Consider the following 17,413-nt stretch of genomic DNA (forward strand, 5'->3'; position numbering starts at 1 on the left):
CGAACCTCATCGATGGAGCTGACCATGTCCATGATCGTCCGACGCCGCTTCCTGCAGGGGCTCGCCGCCACGGCCGGCCTCGCGGGCCTGGCCGCCTGCGGCACCGGCCCGGTGGGTTCGACCACCACCTCCGGCGGTGCCCAGGTGCCGCTGCCCGCCTACGTGCCGCATACCGGCGCGGCGGCCGATCTGAAAGGTGTCGCCGGGCGGTCTGAGCCGGTGTACTTCTCATATCCGTCCAGCCCGCAACGGCTGCACGCCGACCCGCCCGGCGATGGGAAGCCGGTCTCGGCCCTGGTGATCAGCGACCTGGCGCCTCCCTCGCTGGCCCAGAATCCTTACTGGCAAGAGTTCAACCAGCGGTTGGGTTCGCCGTACGAGCCGGTGTTCAGTCCGGCCGCCGACTATGCCAACAAGTTCGCCACCACGACGGCCGGGGACGAGCTGCCCGACTTCTATCTGGTGCTGCCGACTACGCCCGCGATCCCGCAACTGCTCGCGGCGAAGGCCGCTGATCTTTCCGATCACCTGAGCGCCGACGAGGTCAAGGCCTATCCGGGCCTGGCGAACCTGCCCACCGAGTCGTGGCGCGGCACTGTGCACAACGGCCGGATCATGGCCGTGCCGATCACCCGGGGCTTCACCACCAGCTGGATCATGTACCAGCGGCTGGACCTGCTGGAGCCGCTTGGGATCACCGAGGATCCCAAGAACTACGAGGACTTCGTCGCGATCTTGACCGAGGCGACCGACCCCGCAGCGAGCCGCTGGGCCCTCGCATCGTTGCCGACCGACTTCATCCGCCAGATGCTAACGATTCCCAACGGGTGGTCCGAACAGGGCGGCCAGTTCACCAGCGCGTACGAGCACCAGGCGCAGGCCGAAGCGCTTGAGGCGTCCCGCAAGATCTGGGCCGCCGGCCTGATCAACCCCGACGCGCCGGCCACCCATGACTCGAAGCAACGCGAGTGGCTGCTCAGCGGCACCGGAGTCTTCCTGTGGAACACCCTGAGCGGCTGGGGGACCGCCGCCGGTGGCGGTGGCCAGGTGAAGGGTTACATCGGCTCGGCCGTGGTGCCGCCCGGCTTCACCGACGGCTCCGGCACGCCGCACCTGGGCAACCCGAACCACTCGATCGTCGCGATCAACAAGGGCAGCGCGGACCGGGTCGAGACCTTGCTCAAGATCGCCGACTGGCTGGCCTCGCCGTTCGGCACCGAGGAGTATCTCTTCCGCCAGTACGGCATCGAGGGCCAGCACTACACCCTGGTCGACGGCCTGCCGCAGAGCAACCCGGATCTGGCTCCGCAGCGCAATCTCGGCCAGGGTTACATCTGTGCACCGACCGGTGCGCTGATGTCACCCCAGCGCGAGTTGATCACCCGGCAGCACGAGTTCGAGACTGCCTGGACCGAGAACGCCGTCTCGAATCCCGCCCTCGGACTCTACTCGGAGACCCAGAGTCGGAAGGGCGCCTCCCTCGACGCCGCGATCAAGGCCGTCGAGACCGACATCGTGGTAGGCCGCCGGCCGGTATCGGACTGGCAGCGGAGTGTCGAGGACTACCTCTCCGGCGGCGGCAATTCGATCAAGGCCGAACTCGCCGCCGCCTTCGAGCAACAGCAACGCTGAAAAGGGGGAACCAAAGATGGCACAACGTCGTGACCTCACCACCGCGCCGATCGAGCCGCCGGCCGAGCGGCAGCCGGCGATCGGCCGGCGCACCTTCCTGCAACTCGCCGCAGCGGTCGGACTGACCGCCGCAACCGTTGATCAGCTGGCCGTTCCGGCCGCCGCGGCCGAGCCCGCCTGGCCGGCCGGGCAACCGGCCGTGCTCGTCGACGAGACCTTCGCCTTCATGGTCGATTTCGACCCCCGGAGCTTGGCCGCTTCCGGTTGGGAGGTCGCCGATCTGGCCGGTAAGGTCACCTACGCGTTCGGGTCGTGGCTGCGGGCCGCCGACACTTCCGCTGGCGGCTCCGTCGCGCTGGTCCGCTCCTTCCGGCCGGTCGAGGCAGGCCTGGTCGTCTGGGACTTCCGGTTCGAACCGATCGGCAGCGCCGACGGGGCGAGCTTCGCCCTCCTCGATGATCGGGACCCGGTGATCGAGTTGATCGTCTCCGGCGGCCAGCTGGTCTACCGCGGACCGACCGGCGACACGGCGCTCGGCGCCGTCGCCGCGGGAGGGAAGTACGGCGTCCGGGTCGAACTTGATCTTGGAGCGCGAACCGCCGCGGTGATCGTCAACGGTGACCGGGTGCTGACCGGCGCTGGGTTCGCCGGCACCGGGAGCCGGCTGAACCGGCTCCGGCTGGCGACCGGACATGATCAACTGAACGATCTCTACCTCGGCCCGATCCGCCTGATCGCCAACCATCACCTGGTCGAGGACTTCGTCGCCACCTATCCCGGGGCCCTGCCGGAGCGGTGGACCAGCACCGCGACCAGCCAGGTCGTCCAGGCACGGCACGCGCGCACGGCGGACAACTTCTGTGTCTCGCTGACCTCGACCGGAGCCTCGACCACGTACACGGCACTCAGCGGGGTCGGCAGCGCCTACGAGTTCGAGATGTCCTTTCTGGCCACGTCCATCCCCGGCGGCCTCGTGATCACCCTCAGTCCCGGCGGGCATCAGGTGCGGCTCCGGGTCGCCTCCAGCAAGCTGTGGCTACTGCGACCGAGCGGATCCGACCAGGAAGTCTCCTCCGTCAACTACTCCAACCGTATCTGGCACCACGTCCGCGTCGTCGTCGGCAACGGCGCCGCCGACGTCTGGCACAACGGCAAGCAGCGGCTGACCGGCGCCGCACTCCCGACCCAGCCGGCCGGCGACCCGACCAAGATCACCGTCGACCTGCCGACCGGCGGAACAGTGCTGATCGATGACGTGATCATCCGCCCCTGGGTCGGCTATCCGAACGACTATGTCGCTGAGCCGCAGCCGGTCACCACCGGTGCTCAGCTGGTCGGCATCCAGTCCTGCAACATCTGGCGGGAGGGTTACCACCGGGGCTGGGACGTCGTGTCGCAGTACCCCGAACGTCACCCCCTGTTGGGCTTCTACGACGAGGGGCTGCCGGAGGTCGCCGACTGGGAGACGAAGTGGCTGGCGGAGAACGGCATCGGATTCCAGATGTATTGCTGGTACCGGCCGCAGGGCGGCAGGGGCACTCCGATCAAGGTGCCGAGGCTGGGCCAGCATCTGCACCAGGGCTACTTCGCCAGCCGGTGGAGCAGCCATCAGAAGTTCATGATCCAATGGGAGAACACCGGCGAACCCACCGACAGCGCCGACTTCCGCACCCACCTGGTGCCGTACTGGCTGGAGTACTACTTCAAGGATCCGCGCTATCTGGTGATCGACGACAAGCCTGTGCTGGCGATCTACAGCATGGCGAAGCTGGTCGAACACTTCGGGTCGGTCACGGCGGCGAGGGCCGAGCTGGACCACCTCGACGGCGTCGCGGTCTCGGCCGGGTTCGCCGGCATCACCGTGATCGGCAACGCCGCCGGAAACTACCCGGACCTCGCGCTGGACGCCGAATACTCCTACTCCCGCAAGGGCTATTTCGACACCCAGACGGCTGGGATGCTGGCCCGTCGAAGCACCGGGGTCGACGTGATCGCCACCATCTCACACGGCCGCAACGACTTGGCCTGGAACGGGCCGTGGGGTGAGTACGCCAGCCCGGCGACGGTCGGCCGGATCGCCGAGTGGGTGCGCGACGTCTTCATCCCGGGTGCCGCGGCCGGCGCCTTGTCGCGGCAGTTGATCTTGCTCGACAACTGGAACGAGTACGGCGAAGGGCACTTCCTGTTTCCGAGCGAACTCCACGGGTTCGGCTACCTGGAAGCGATCCGGAAGATCTTCGGGACCACGGCCGGACCGGCGAACACGACGCCCACGGCCGCCCACCGCGGCCGTGTCGGCCTGTTGTACCCGCCCGGTCGGAGCCTGCCCAGCGTAGTCCGCGACGAGCCGCCGCTGGGCAGCCAGGTCACCTATTCGTGGACCTTCGATGTCGACGGCGACCTTCAGGGTTGGTCCGATCTCGAGCACACCGTCGACGGACTGGCCGTGTCCGGCGGCGCGCTGCGCGGCACCGCGATCACCAACGATCCGAGGCTGGTCAGCCCCGATGATCTTGGGCTGGTCGCCGCCGACCATCCATACGTCCACGTACGGATGCGGGCCGGCGCGACCAGTGAGCAGGAGCTCTTCTTCATCCAGCCCGGAAACACGACGTACAGCCGGGACCGCGGCCTGGTCTGGCATGCCGAACCGGACGCGAACGGCGTGATCGAGGCCGATATCCCGGTCTGGCAGTGCCCTACCTGGCAGGGCACCATCTCCCAGATCCGGATCGACCCGTTGATCACGACCGGCGACTTCGCGATCGAGGAGGTCACCCTCCGACGCTCGGCCGCACCGCCGCCGTACATCACCGTCAATGGCGAACGCCGTACCGACCTCCCGGTCACCGAGGTCTCCGGGCAGGCCTACCTGCCGGCCCTCGGGGTCGCGAAGGTGATCAATCGGCGGGCCGAGTGGGATCCCGTCACGGCCAAGGTGAGACTCAAGGACGGGCATGCCGTCGTCACGGCCACGATCGGCAGCGCCACCGGTGATCGCGACGGCACCGCCTTCACCATGGCCGCCGCGGCCCGGCTCGATGATCATGATCGACCGCTGTTGCCGCTGTCCTACTTCACGGCCGGCATGGCGGCCACCGCCTCCTGGAACGGCACCAGTCTGAGCTTGGCCGTACCGGCGAGTTCCGACCTCACGGTCACGGTCAATCCCGACGGTACGGCCGACTTCGTGTCGGTGGCGGAGGCCGTCGCCTCAATCGCGGATTCCGGTCCGGACCGGCCCTACGTCGTCGAGATCGCCCCCGGAAGCTACCCGCAAGTCGGTTGGACCCTCCCCTCGTACATCACCTTGCGTGGCACCGATCCCGACACCTGCCTGCTCGCCGGCAGCCTGCCCGACGACGCCACCGACGCGGAGATCACCAACACCTCGACCCTCTGGATCAAGGGCACGGCCACGCTGGAGAACCTGACCATCAGCGCGGCCAATATGCGCTACGCCGTTCACTCCGAGAGCTCCGGCAACAATCGGAACGCCGTCCACAAGATCAAGAACTGCCGGATCGAGCACTCCGGCAACCAGGGCGCCCGGACCTGGCGGCAGGCCCATCCGGAGAGCGGCATGGCGGCCTCGACCGTCTGGGCCTCCGACCGGCCCTGGGGTTACGGGACGGCCAGCGGCGTTGTCGAGGAGTTCACCGACTGCACCTTCGTCGGCACGAAGGAGCCCTGGTACCTCCACACCAACGCCGACTTCACTGCGCCCTCGACGGCCACCCTGGAGCGCTGCGCATTCCAACAGACCGGTGCTCTGAGCGCGTCGGCGCTGACCCTGCAGTCACTGGGGTCGGGGCAGGCGGACAAGGTGACGATCATCGACTCGACCTTCAACGGCGTCTATCTGCGCCACGACGACAAGCCGTGGATCTCCCAGCAGCCGGCCCGGCAGGTCGCCGACCACGCCGAGATCCAGCTGACCGTCTCGAACAGCTCGCTCCTCGGCTACCGGCCGAATCTCCGTGGCCGGGCGCTGCGGATCACGGCGGCCGATACCACCACCGATCAGCCGATCGGCGTGTCCGGCTCGGCGGCCCCGCTGCTCTTCGGTGCGCCGATCAAGCGCGCCGGTGGCGGAGGGCTGGCCGGCTACGCCTACGGGCAGTGGGACATCTCCGGCATCGCCGTCGGCCTCGGCAGCAACGTCACCGTCGACAACACGCTCGGCCGCCGGCTCGGCGACTGTGCGACGACGCCGAAGGAGTTGAGCATCACCGTCGGCAAGGCGGCGCCGGTCACGGTGCGCTTCAGCACCGATCTTCGTACGGCCGACAACGGCACGGTGCTGACCATGATCAACTCGGTGCTGGGCTCGCTCGCCACGGCGGACGCCTACGACGTCGGGCTGGGGGAGGGCTATCCCTCCTTCCCCGATCGCGAACTGGGCCGCAGCAACACCGGCACCCTCGGCATCCCTCGCTTCGCCGCTGTAGTGGCGGACGGGGCCGGCGTGCGGCTCTACGAAGGTTCGGGTACGCCGATCGGAGTCGCCCTCGAACCCCTCGCTCCTGGGGTGGAGGGCCGGATCCTGACCGCCGGAAACCTCTGGCGCGGGCACCTGCCCGGACTCACCGGGAACGTGATCACGCAGGGGACCGACGTCTACTACGGCCCCGAGCCGGGCACCTTTGCACTGACCGGAACGGCCGGGTTCGGCTCCGCGATCATCGACGACTGGATCCGGTTCGATCTTCGGTAACGGACTCAGTCGGGCAGTTCGGCGAACGAGCGGAGAGCGATGCCGCGCTCGGTCGCGGCCGAGATGACCGCGCCCAAGCGTTCCGGCGTGATGAAGTTTCGCTGGCCGGCGAGGCCGCCGTCGACCGAGTCGATGTCGTGAGCGTACAGGCACAGGGACAGACCTTCGCCCGCGACGACGTCGAGCAGGTGTAGCACGACTTCATGATCATCGGGGTTGAGCCGACCTCGACGGCCGATGTCGATCCCGCGCGCCGGGACGACCCGGTCGGTCGCCAGGCCCGCCGGAGTGAAGAGCACCCGGCGGGCTTCGTCGGGATCGGTGCTGCGAGCCGCTGTGGCACGCAGCCAGGAGAACCGGCCGCGGAGCACCTCGTCGCTGGCGGAGTCACGGCGGCCGTACGGGTAGGCGAAGTCCCGGCTGGCCAGCCCGAGATCGGCCATGATCTTGATGGCAGGGTCGATTTCCTCGGCCAGATAGCGTTCTGCGCCGTGGCCGGTCAGGAACTCGGACGCATCCAAGTGGTGCAGCCCGTGCACGGCCATAGCGTGACCGTCACCGGCGAGCTCGTGCAATCGGGTCACCTCCTCGCCGGTCAGCCCGTAGGGATGCGACACGAAGTAGGTCACGCGGGCGTCGGCGGAACGGAGCAGGTCGCGCTGGCCGTACCAGTGATCGACCGAACGGTCGTCGAAGGTGAGAAAGAGGTTCGCTCCGCTGATCATGGCCACCTTGTTGATCATGACTGGGCTCCGATGGTCGAGATGTAATGGACCTTGAGTGGACCCTGCTCGCCTTGGCTGAGCAGCAGCGGTTGATAGTGGGCTCCGGCGTAAGGGCCTTCCTCGGCTTCACCAAGCTCGACCCGGAGCCTGGGATCCCACCCGATGCGGAAGCTCGCGCCGGGAACCGACGGCGCAGTGATGGCCACCGAGGTGTCGGTGAGTTCCATGACTTGATCATGGCGGAGCAGGAGCGGGATGCGCTGGGTCAGCGGCTCGGCCGCGTACGCCGTCGCCGTGATCATGGACTCCCGGCAGACCCAGTCCGTCTGGACCAGATTCTCCCCGTCGTGCAGGCGTAGACCGATCGACCCGGCTGCCTCGGCCGGGTCGGTCAGCAGTCGGCTGTCCGGCGGCTCACCATCGAAGAACTGCCCGAAGGCGTCCCGATCGGCGGTGATCGCACCGTGGGCCGGGAGGATTGTGCTCCACAGGAGCGGCGAATCGCCGTTGCGGCCATGGACGACAGTGCCGAGCTGCGGGTGCCACAACAGACCAGGTCCCGTCCGTACCAACGGGCTGGCCCGTAGCCCGAAGGTCGCGCACAGGTAGTAGCCGGTCCGGCGCAGGAACCAGAAGTGCTGGCGGGCACCGTCGCTCCGCAACTCGGTCCAGTGATCATCCGCGAGATAGGGGAGTCGCCGGAGCGCCGCCAGCTGATCCTGCTCGGTCGGGCGATTCGTGCCGTCGAGCGTCTCGATGAGGCCCGGGCTGGTGCCCGCGCCGATCGGCGGGATCGGGGCAGATTCGCTGGCCCAGCGGCGATGGAAGGCATCCTGGGGCTCGGCGGCGGTGACGAACGCGGCAAGCTCGGGAACTCCGCTCGCCAGGCCGACGACCCGGTCCTCCGGCCGCGCAGGCTGTCCGGTGATGGAGTGCACCGGACCGGAAGTTCGCGCGTTCCCGGCGACATTCAGGATGAAGTGCCGACCGTCCGGTTCGAGCACGGCCTGGCGGCCGTACCAGGCGACGAACGCCGTGACCGCGGGCAGCAGCCGCCCCTCGACTCCATGATCGGCAAGCTCGGCGAGCCGGGGAAGCATCACCCGGAAGCTGTAGCCGAGGTCGCTGCCGGTGGGTTCGTGGAAGAACCCGGCGGGCGACTGGCTCGTCGCCAGCAGATGATCAATCCGCTCGGCAACCCGAGCCCGGCGGTCGTCGTCGGCCGGCTCCGCGAACGGGCCGTCGGCCACCAAGATCAAGAACGCGAGCGCACCACTGAGTGCGCCGGTCGGCTGATTCGCGATCGGCGTGTAGCCGGGCCACCAGACCTCGGTGTTGGCCGGTGACAGATACCAGTCCATGGCGCGTCGGACGGCAGCCGCGATCGGAGCCTGCAGTTCCGGCAACTCCCCGGCCGCCAGGAGCCGGGCCAGCGAGGCGGTCAGCGACTCCATCGCGAAGCCGGTCGCCGAACGAGAGTGCTGCTCGGCTGCATACTCCGGCCAGGCGCCGCTCGGATGTTGCAGAATCAGATAGCGCTGCAGCGCAGCCGCCGTGCGAGCCCGCAGCGCCGGGTCGCCTCGGTAGGGATTCCAGGGCCGATCCTGGGTCAGGAACCACACCAGCACCGCGCTGTACTCCTGCACCCGAGCATCGAACGGGCGAAGCTCGGCACGCCACCAACGCCCGGTGATCACGCCGAACGGATGGTCCGCAACACTGTTCGCGACCTCGGCCAAACTGATCAAGAACGGCGCCAGCCGCTGATCATGCGACGCGAAGGCGGTCCGGTCAGGCGATGCCGCCAAGCTCGCGACCCTGGGCAAGCTGCCGCTCGGCCTACGGAGAAGTTCGCGGTCCGCGATCACTGAAAGCACTCCTAGCTCGACTGCCGTCAAGTCTGGCAGGAATCGCGGAGGAATGTTCACTCGTATCATCTCTGTGTTCACTATCGAACAAACTGGGGATCAGAGATCAAGGCCCGCCGCTCCGGAAGATCAATGGTGGGCCTGGTCGATCCGCTGCCTCAGCCGGCCTCCGAAGCCCAGCCCACCGGCAGCGAACAGCCAGGTGACGACTCCCGCGATGATCCGGCCAGTGAGGTTGGTGCGGATCATGCCATGTCCGGAACTGTCCGAATCGACGGTGAGATTGGGCGCCGCCGATGACAGCGCGTCCGCCGGGCCATTAGCTTCCTGATCAGTACCGGATCGACCAGCCCGGCTTCGGTTTCATGGACACGCCCGGCTACGACCCGGTCTCGGTCACCGGCCTGGTCGCCGGTGGCGCGAACATCGTCTGCTTCACCACCGGCCGCGGCTCGGTCTTCGGCTGCAAGCCCGTACCGAGCATCAAGATCGGCACCAACTCGGAACTCGCCCGCTCGATGCCGGACGACATCGACATCAACGCCGGCACCATCGTGGACGGCACCGAGTCCGTGGCCGAGGTCGGCCGGACGATCTTCGACACCCTGCTCGCCGTCGCGTCCGGCCACAAGACCGCCAGCGAGGAGCTGGACATCGGCCAGGACGAGTTCGTGCCCTGGCAGCTCGGCGCCGTCACCTAGCAAAACGACCTGAGATCGGGCGCCCTCCGACGATCATGTGGGTGGTCGATGAGTAGCCCTGTGTCGGATGAAGCGCGACGTGGTCGAGGGCTACTGCCGGATCGACATTTTGCGTGAATCCGAAGAGTCTTCGACCCGGATGCCGGTGTGGCGAAGGACCTCGGTGACGGCCACGCGCAGAACCCGTCGGATCCGAGTCGGCGTCATTTCACGGCGATGAAGCCCTCGAAGCACAGGTTCTTGACGACGCTCACGATGCTGGTGAACCCGGCCTGCCTGAGCATGGCCAGGTTGTCGTCGGTCGTGATCGGTTGGAGTACGCCGAGCAGGCTCTCCTTCTTGTTCAGGATTTCCTCCGGTGACAGGCCCGAGCGGCGCTTCCAGCGATAGTGCAGGGTGGTGATGAGGTCCTCGAGCCGGGCATCCGGAGCGAGGACCTTGTCGCACAGGAAGAAGGCTCCGCCCGGCCGTAGGGCATCGCAAACCCGGCGGGTTACCCGCGCTCGGGTGTCGATCGGCAGGAACTGCATGGTGAGGTGGGCGGCCACAAAATCGCAGGTGTCGAAGGGGTACTCGGTGATGTCGGCTTGGATGCAGGCGACGTTGTCGAGCCCAGCGCAATGCTGGACGGCGGCGGCAGTCATCGACGGTTCTCGGTCGATGCCGATCCAGCGTGCGGCGGCGTTGCCTTCGGTGTGAGTGGCGAGCTGGCGCAGCAGTTGTCCGGTCGACGATCCCAGTTCGTAGCCCAGTCCAGTGGGACCAACGAAGCAGCTCGACAGATCGCAGGCCATGATGTGGGCCTGCTCGTAGAGCGGTACCGAGTGCCGGACGTGGTCGACGAACACCTTGGAGACTTCGCCGGCGAACGTCCAGGACCCGGTGTCGGCGAGGATCCCGTCCCCCACGGCCGGCTGGGATGGCGCTGGTGAGGAAGGGCGGAGAGCGGTATCGGTGGAGACCAGGTCGCCGGTCATGCCGCTGCGGGCTTCCGGTACACCGAAACGTGGGCGGAGCTGTGTGCAGTGAACGGCTGCTGGTCCCAACCGCCCCAGCGGGATTCGAGTTCGAGTCCGGCCATCGTCGCCATCAGGTCGAGTTCCGCTGGCCAGGAGTATCGGGACGCGGCCGGTCGCAGTTTCACGTCGCCTTGGTCGTTGATGTCGAAGTGGCACATCACCATTTGCTGCGTTACCGGGTTTGCGCTGGAGAAGAAGAGGGTCAGGGCGTGTGGTTTCACCGCTGTGGTCCATGCCCGTCCGTTTTCCATCACGGCCGCGCCCGGGTTCATCACCTCGATCGCGAACCGGCCACCGTCGCTGAGGTGCGCGGCGGCATTGGCGAAGCAGGCGACCTGCGCCCCCTGGGAGGTGAGTGCGAACAGGGCGTGGCTGGAGATGAAGATCAGTCCGAATTCACCCTCCACGCGTACGGTTCCGAAGTCGCCCTCGATCAGTTCGATCGCCTCGGCACCGGGCTTGCCGCGTAACTGGTCGAGCATGTCCGGGGACGAGTCGACCCCGACGACTTTCAATCCTTTCTCGACCAGGGGCAGGGCCAATCGGCCGGTGCCGATTCCCCATTCGAGGATGGTATTGCCGCCGGCGAGTGCTGCGACCGTTTCGACGGTGGGGACGGTGTTCGGGTTACTCCCGAATTCGGTGTCCCATCGCTCGGACCAGAAGGGTCCGTAGCCGACCGAGTTGAGCGCTTCCGCGTGTCCCATGAATGTGCCTTTCCGGGTTGTCGTGCCGTAGCGAGATTGGTTCAGGCGTGGGGAAGGGGAAAGAGTTCGAGTTCATGCTCGGCGAGCGGCTCGTCCCGCCACCCGAGGGCAACCGGCCCGTCCTGAAGTCGCCGATTGCCGTGAAACGGGAACGCCGCCGGAAAGTTGGATACCAGACCCGGCACCAACACCCGGACGGCCCGGTGGCCGCTGGGCGCGATATCGGAGGTCGTGATGTCCACGACGATGATCTCGTAGCCGCGTTGCTCGACCCGGTCGCGGTAGGTGGCCAGGGTGCGGTCGGGCAGGCTCGGCACCGCCGCGATCGGTACCGCCGGCGTCGGACCCTGGGTGCCGGCGAGCGTCCAGGCGCGAGCCTGGTCGACGGCCCGGGTATCGAGGTAGAACTGCATCTGGCATTCCAGGTCGCCGACGTCGCGAAAGTCGGCGCGGTAATCGTCGAGATAACGCCGATCTTGGCGCCACGGTTTCATGAAATTCTGCGCCTTCATGCCGTCGCGTACGGCCTGCCAGTATCGCCCGTCAGGATTGTCCAGGTCGCGGGAGATCTCCTGCAGGGTCAGTGCTTCGGCCCAGGCCTTCGCCGCGGCGGACTCGGCGTTCTCGCGGGCGCCGAAGCCGATGGCGAAGCGGTTTTCGCAATTCTCCACAACTCCGGCGATCACGGGTATGCCGAATTCGTTCTGCAGGTGCACCAGCCAGTACTTCTGGCCGTGCTCGGGCCGGACACCGTCGAACAGTCCGTGGAGCCGGCGAGATGGCTCGAGCAGCGGCAATGGCTGTCGATTGGTCCACCACATCATGGTGGCGTCGCGTTCGACGATCTCCTCGAGGCCGGACCGGATGGCGTCGTCCAGCGATGCCCCGGCGGCGAGACCGGCGTAGAACGGGTAGTTCGTCTTCGGTTCGCCGGCGAAGGGGCCGACGTACCAATTGACATAGACGGTGCTGGCCGGAACCAGGATCGGCCGGTCCTCGGTGAGCGAGCGGCCGGATACCCAGTACACGGGCAGGTCGGGGGTGAACCTCTCGAACGGGAAGCCGGGGGTGGCGTGTTGGTTGTCCGAGTAGAGCACCAGGCGTGCCGGGTCGAGTGCGTGCTCGCCGCGGGAGACCAGTTCGGCATAGCTGGCGTGCACGAGCTGATCCTTGTTGATCACGTTGCCGCAGTAGCGCTCCACGCTCTCGCCGATCGCTGACCCGCGGGCGGCCTCCTCGTCGGAGAAGACGCTGCCGCCGCAGACCGTGTTGGGCGCCCAGGGCAGGACCCGGGCCATGTCGGTGACCTCGGCCTGTACGGTCTTCAGCTCCCGCGGGATCGACGGGTGGTGGGTGATCGTGCGCAGGTTGGTGACGATGCCGGTGCGCTCGTCGAGGAGCAGGTCGACTCCGCTGATCCGGTCGTTGCGGTACGGGGCGTCCGAGGGCCGGGGTAACGGGAGGATCGGGTGCGGGGTGACTGTCGGCTGGATCGGATCGAGTTCGAGTTCATTGCCGATCAAGGAACTGTCGCGGCCGGCTGCCCATTGCCGCGCCTCGGCGAGAAAGGCGGCCACCATCCAGGTCAGCGCGCTGGCGTCCGGTGGTCGCAGGGGTCCGACGACCGGCGCGCTCAGCAGTGCCTCACCGAGTTCGCGGCGCTGCGTTGCGCAGCGGCGTCGAGTCAGGACGTCTGCGTACGACAGCGGCGAGGTCGGACCGAGTGCCGGGCCGGCCCAGCCTCGACGAAGATCAAGATGGAAGGGTGCCCAGGCAACCTTCGCCTCGGCGCACACCAGATCTAGGGTAGCGAGGCGATCATGATCGAACTGATCCAGCAGGACCAGCAGGGGGCCTGCAGAGTTGATCATCGTCACCCGCGCGTCGGCGATCGGGTCGGGCAGCGGAACCACCGATTCACCGTCGTTGATCAGTCGGGTCACGATCGGTGCCAGGAGCGGATCGGCCCACACGGTGAGGGTTGAGGCCGGGGCCGGGTCGAGGCCGGCGGGAGAGAGTCCACCAGCATCGCGGAGCACCGTGGCGAGCTCGGGCCACGGCGGGTTGTCCGGGGAGGTGAGGTAGGCCTCGATCGCGGAGCGGACTTCCGCTGCGGGCTTGTCGATCTCGAACCGTCGCCCGGTTGGGGTGATCAACAAGGATCGCGTTTCGCCGAGTTGGCGCAGGTCGACATCGACCTTCGTCGGTTGACCGGAAGCTCCGGTTGTGTGCACCGTCATGCGGGCGTCTCCTTGATCAGGTTCGGGTCGGGATCGGGCGCGGATCGGCAGACCCGTGGGACCGCCCGTTCTGGACGGACGGCCCCACGGATGAACTCAGCTCCAGCCGAACACGGCTGCGGTGCTTACGTGGTTGTGCGGCGCGAGCGTCTGCGAACGCTCTTCCTTGATCTCGGTGATCATGTCTCCCTCCTCCCGGTCGTCGATGCCAGCGTGGCGAGGGTCTCGGCTCCCCGCTCTTCGGCGGCGAGTTGAGCCCCCATCACCGCGGTGTAGGTACCGTCCACGGCGGTGAGTTCTTGATGGGTGCCCAGCTGAACGACCCGTCCCGCTTCGACGACGGCGATGCGGTCGGCGGTGCGGATCGTGGACAGCCGGTGCGCGACGATCAGAGTGGTGCGGCCGGCCCGTACCCGCTCCATCGCCAGCTGTAGTTCGCGTTCGCTGCGGGCATCGAGGTTCGACGAGGGCTCGTCCATGATCAGGATGGGAGTTGCGCGCAGCAGGGCGCGGGCGATGGCGATGCGTTGCCGCTGACCGCCCGACAACGTGGCGCCCCATTCGCCGACGACCGTGTCGTAGCCGGCGGGCAGGTCCGCGATGAATCGATCGGCGAGTGCGCCCTCGGCGGCGGCCCTGATCTGCGCCTCGGACGCGTCCGGTCGGGCCAGGGCGATGTTGTCGTACACGCTGGCGTTCAGGAGGTGCACGTCCTGCGGAACAACGGTGATCGTCCGGCGGAGAGCTTCCTCGGACAGGTCTCCGAGGTCGACTCCGCCGATGGTGATCTGGCCGGCGTCGATGTCGAAGTAGCGCAGGATCGCCTTGGTCAGGGTTGATTTGCCCGCTCCGGACGGACCGACCAGGGCGACGGTCTCGCCGGGGAGGATCGTGAGGTTGGCACCGTCCAGGGCCGGGTCGGCGTCCGGCGAGTACCGGTAGCGCGCGTCACGGACGGTGATCTTGGGATGGGTCCCGTCCGGTAGCGCCCGCGTTCCGGTGTTCGACACCAGAGCCGGGGTGTCGAGTATCGCGGTGACTCGCGCTATCGCTGCGGCCACGACCCCCAACTCGCGGGCTGCGTCGCCGAGCTTCGCTATCGGTGCCAGGGCCGCACCCGCCAGCACGACGGCGGCGGGATACAGCGCAGGGGACAGCTGCCCGCTGGTGACCAGGTACGAGGCCACGGCGAGCACGGCAATCGTCCCGATCGCGATCATTCCGTCGGTGAGGACCTTGGCGGAGCCCATCCGCAGGGCCTGCGATCGCTGGGCCCGCTGGAGTCGACGGGTGTGCCGGTCGAGCCTGTCGACGAAGTCGTTCTCCCGGCCGAAGCTCACCACCTCCCGCACGCCTTGGATTCCGTCGATCGCTTCGGCGTTGACGACTCCCAGGTCTTCTCGAACGGCAGCTCCCTGCTTCTCCGCGCGCCGGCGAGACCAGGCGGGAACCGAGGCGGCCAACAGGGCCACGGGCAACAGGGTCACCACCAGTGCGGGATGGATCCAGCCCAGGGCGATCAAGGATCCGGTGGGTATCACCGCTGCCACCGCCAAGGGTCCGACGGTGTGGGCGAAGAAGACCTCGAGCCGCTCGACGTCGTCCATCGCGGTGGACGCAAGATCACCGGAGCGCCGACCCCGCAACAATTCCGGTGCCAACCGCTCGAAGGCACCGGCCAGTGCATGGCGGGTGTCCATCAGGATCCGGAACGCCAGGTCGTGCGCCGTGTACGACTCGAGCCAGGCCGTGAGTGCTCGGGGTACGACGAGCGCGAGCAGCACGATCAGGCCGGTCCGCAGCTCCGACAGCGGGGTGCCGGTGATCACTGAGCCGACCAGCCAGGCCCCGACCGCGGCGCTGGCGATGCCGAGTGCCTGGTCCAGGATGCCGAATCCGAGCATTCCCGCGACGTGGCGTCGGTACGGCGTCGTGAGCCTGAACAGGGGACGCAACGACCTTGGCTGTGGGGAGGTCATCGGGCCACCGGCTCCGTCATCGGCGACTGGGGTGCGAGCGGAACGGTGGCGAACAGTTGCGCCTCCAGCAGGCTTGAGTAGTGGCCACCGCGGGCCACCAGCTCGTCGTGCGAACCCGACTCGACGACGGCGCCATCGTCGACCACGATGATCGAATCTGCCCGACGAACCGTGGACAACCGATGTGCCACCACCACGGTGGTTCGGCCCCGGGCCAACGCGTCGAGGGCGGTTTGCACCCTCGCCTCGGTGGCCGAGTCGAGGCTCGAGGTCGCCTCGTCGAGCAGCAGGATCGGCGCATCCGTGAGCACCGCGCGGGCGATCGCGATCCGCTGCCGTTCGCCGCCGGACAGGGTTGATCCGCGCTCGCCGACGACCGAGTCGTAGCCATCGGGCAGCCGTGCGACCAGGTCGGCGGCCCCGGCCGCGTGCAGGGCCGCGTCGAGCTGTTCGTCGGTGGCCTCGGGATGACCGAGGAGAAGGTTGTCCCGGAGGGTGCCGTGGAACAGGTAGGTGTCCTGCGAGACGACGGCGATCCGACTTCTCACGTACGTCGGCGACAGCTCGCGAAGATCACTGCCGCCGAGCGTCAGCACCCCGGCGTCGGGATCCATGAAGCGCTGGATCAGCGAGATGATGGTGCTCTTGCCGGAACCGGAGCGGCCCACGAGAGCGACGGTGTGCCCGTCCGGCACCGAAAGGCTCAGGTCCCGTAGGACGGGGCGGTCGGCTCGGTAGCCGAAGTTGATGTTGCGCAACTCGACGGCGTTGTCCCGGACTCGCCGTTCCGCCGCCGCTGCCCGGTCCGGGGCTGGCGCCGTCACGGTCGGAACCTCGGCCAGGAACCGCAGGATCGCGCGGGCCGCCGACACCGCGGGATACGCCGAGTGGTAAGCCTTCTGGAGTTCTTCGAGGGGGCGGAAGGCTTCTCTGGCGAGGAGCAGGACGAGCAGCAGTCCGAAGGCAGACAACGCTCCGTCCGCCACTCGCAGTACTCCGACCGTGATCGCCACCGCGACTCCGCCGCTGGAGAGCAGGCCCATCGCTCCCGTACGCAGGTTCGCGACGGCCACGAATTTCAGCGACGCGCGGTAGAAGCTCCAGGAGCGCTGCGCCAGCGCGTCTCTGCGGGGCTTGGTCGCGTCGAACAGCTTCAGGGTGGTCATGGCCTGGAGGACGTCGAGGTAGTCGGCGCCGAGGCGACGCCACTCCGCCCAATAGCCGACTGAGCGCTCGGCCTGGAGCCGGCGGGCCAGCAGCGGTGTCGTCGCAATTGTCAGTGCGGCAGCGGTGAGGACGATGCCGACGACCGGATCGATCATCGTCAGGCCCACCAGGATCGCCGCCGCGCCGAGCACCGAGGCCAGCAACTGGCTGGCGAACTTGCTGAAGTACGCCTCCAGCCGCTCGATTCCGTCGATCACGATGGTCTGCACCTCGCCGGCCCTCGCTCCCGACGAGTAGCGGGGGCCCAGCGCGAACAGCACAGCGAAGGCTCGTCGCCGCAAGGCGGCCTTGATCAGCGCTCCGGCGGTGACCCCGACCGACTCGCGCAGCCAGGTCACGCCGGCCCGGATGATCACCATGACCACGGCAGTCAGGAGCAATCCGATGACTGCGGACCAGGCGCCGCCCTCCAGAATCCGGAGAAGGGCCAGCGCGACTGCGGTTCCCTGCCCGACATAGGTCGCCGTGACGACCAGGCTCAGCCCGGCGCTCAACACGATCCACCGGCGCGCGCCGGTTGCGAGCCGGAGCATCGCCAACCTGGTGGGCGGTTCGGTACTCATCGCAGCCTCATTCGTCTGGACCATCGCCGGTGTTA

The 17,413-nt window shown here is 67.8% G+C and carries 10 protein-coding genes; 3 read left to right on the forward strand and 7 right to left on the reverse strand.

From position 1 onward, the window contains the following. The first annotated feature begins 24 nt into the window (after positions 1-24). Positions 25-1,632, forward strand: coding sequence for an extracellular solute-binding protein (locus ACFQU4_RS02885; protein ID WP_377486689.1), 1,608 nt, complete (start codon positions 25-27; stop codon positions 1,630-1,632). A 16-nt stretch (positions 1,633-1,648) separates the two neighbouring features. After that, on the forward strand, positions 1,649-6,349 hold the full coding sequence (locus tag ACFQU4_RS02890; protein WP_377486692.1) for a stalk domain-containing protein: 4,701 nt from the start codon (positions 1,649-1,651) through the stop codon (positions 6,347-6,349). 5 nt (positions 6,350-6,354) lie between these two features. Here ACFQU4_RS02890 and ACFQU4_RS02895 read toward each other — a convergent pair whose 3' ends face one another. Together ACFQU4_RS02895 and ACFQU4_RS02900 are read right to left on the reverse strand one after the other, a co-directional pair. Further along, positions 6,355-7,092 (reverse strand): polysaccharide deacetylase family protein, encoded by a 738-nt coding sequence (locus ACFQU4_RS02895; protein ID WP_377486695.1) that lies wholly within the window; start codon positions 7,090-7,092, stop codon positions 6,355-6,357. Then, entirely contained in the window at positions 7,089-8,882 is a 1,794-nt protein-coding gene (locus ACFQU4_RS02900; RefSeq protein ID WP_377486698.1) for a hypothetical protein, read from the reverse strand. The genes ACFQU4_RS02895 and ACFQU4_RS02900 overlap by 4 nt, the downstream gene beginning before the upstream one ends. 401 nt (positions 8,883-9,283) lie before the next feature. On the opposite strand from ACFQU4_RS02900, the gene ACFQU4_RS02905 reads away from it, so the two are divergent. After that, the gene (locus ACFQU4_RS02905; protein WP_377487340.1) at positions 9,284-9,643 is read left to right on the forward strand and encodes a hydrolase; all 360 of its coding nucleotides are present in this window, start codon (positions 9,284-9,286) and stop codon (positions 9,641-9,643) included. 203 nt (positions 9,644-9,846) lie between these two features. On the opposite strand, the gene ACFQU4_RS02910 is transcribed toward ACFQU4_RS02905, so the two are convergent. The 5 genes from ACFQU4_RS02910 to ACFQU4_RS02930 all read right to left on the reverse strand — a co-directional run bounded on the left by ACFQU4_RS02910 (position 9,847) and on the right by ACFQU4_RS02930 (position 17,378). Next, positions 9,847-10,620: a methyltransferase domain-containing protein gene (locus ACFQU4_RS02910; RefSeq protein ID WP_377486701.1), complete on the reverse strand. Its 774-nt coding sequence runs from the start codon at positions 10,618-10,620 to the stop codon at positions 9,847-9,849. Further along, entirely contained in the window at positions 10,617-11,369 is a 753-nt protein-coding gene (locus ACFQU4_RS02915; protein ID WP_377486704.1) for a class I SAM-dependent DNA methyltransferase, read from the reverse strand. The genes ACFQU4_RS02910 and ACFQU4_RS02915 overlap by 4 nt, the downstream gene beginning before the upstream one ends. A gap of 41 nt (positions 11,370-11,410) precedes the next feature. Beyond that, positions 11,411-13,609, reverse strand: a complete 2,199-nt coding sequence (locus tag ACFQU4_RS02920; protein WP_377486707.1) for a YcaO-like family protein — start codon at positions 13,607-13,609, stop codon at positions 11,411-11,413. A gap of 179 nt (positions 13,610-13,788) precedes the next feature. Further along, entirely contained in the window at positions 13,789-15,588 is a 1,800-nt protein-coding gene (locus tag ACFQU4_RS02925; RefSeq protein WP_377486710.1) for an ABC transporter ATP-binding protein, read from the reverse strand. Then, entirely contained in the window at positions 15,585-17,378 is a 1,794-nt protein-coding gene (locus ACFQU4_RS02930) for an ABC transporter ATP-binding protein/permease (RefSeq protein ID WP_377486713.1), read from the reverse strand. The genes ACFQU4_RS02925 and ACFQU4_RS02930 overlap by 4 nt, the downstream gene beginning before the upstream one ends. Positions 17,379-17,413 lie beyond the last annotated feature (35 nt).

Origin of the sequence: Microlunatus sp. GCM10028923, from assembly GCF_042666975.1 — a bacterium.
In the GTDB taxonomy this organism is placed as follows: domain Bacteria; phylum Actinomycetota; class Actinomycetes; order Propionibacteriales; family Propionibacteriaceae; genus Microlunatus.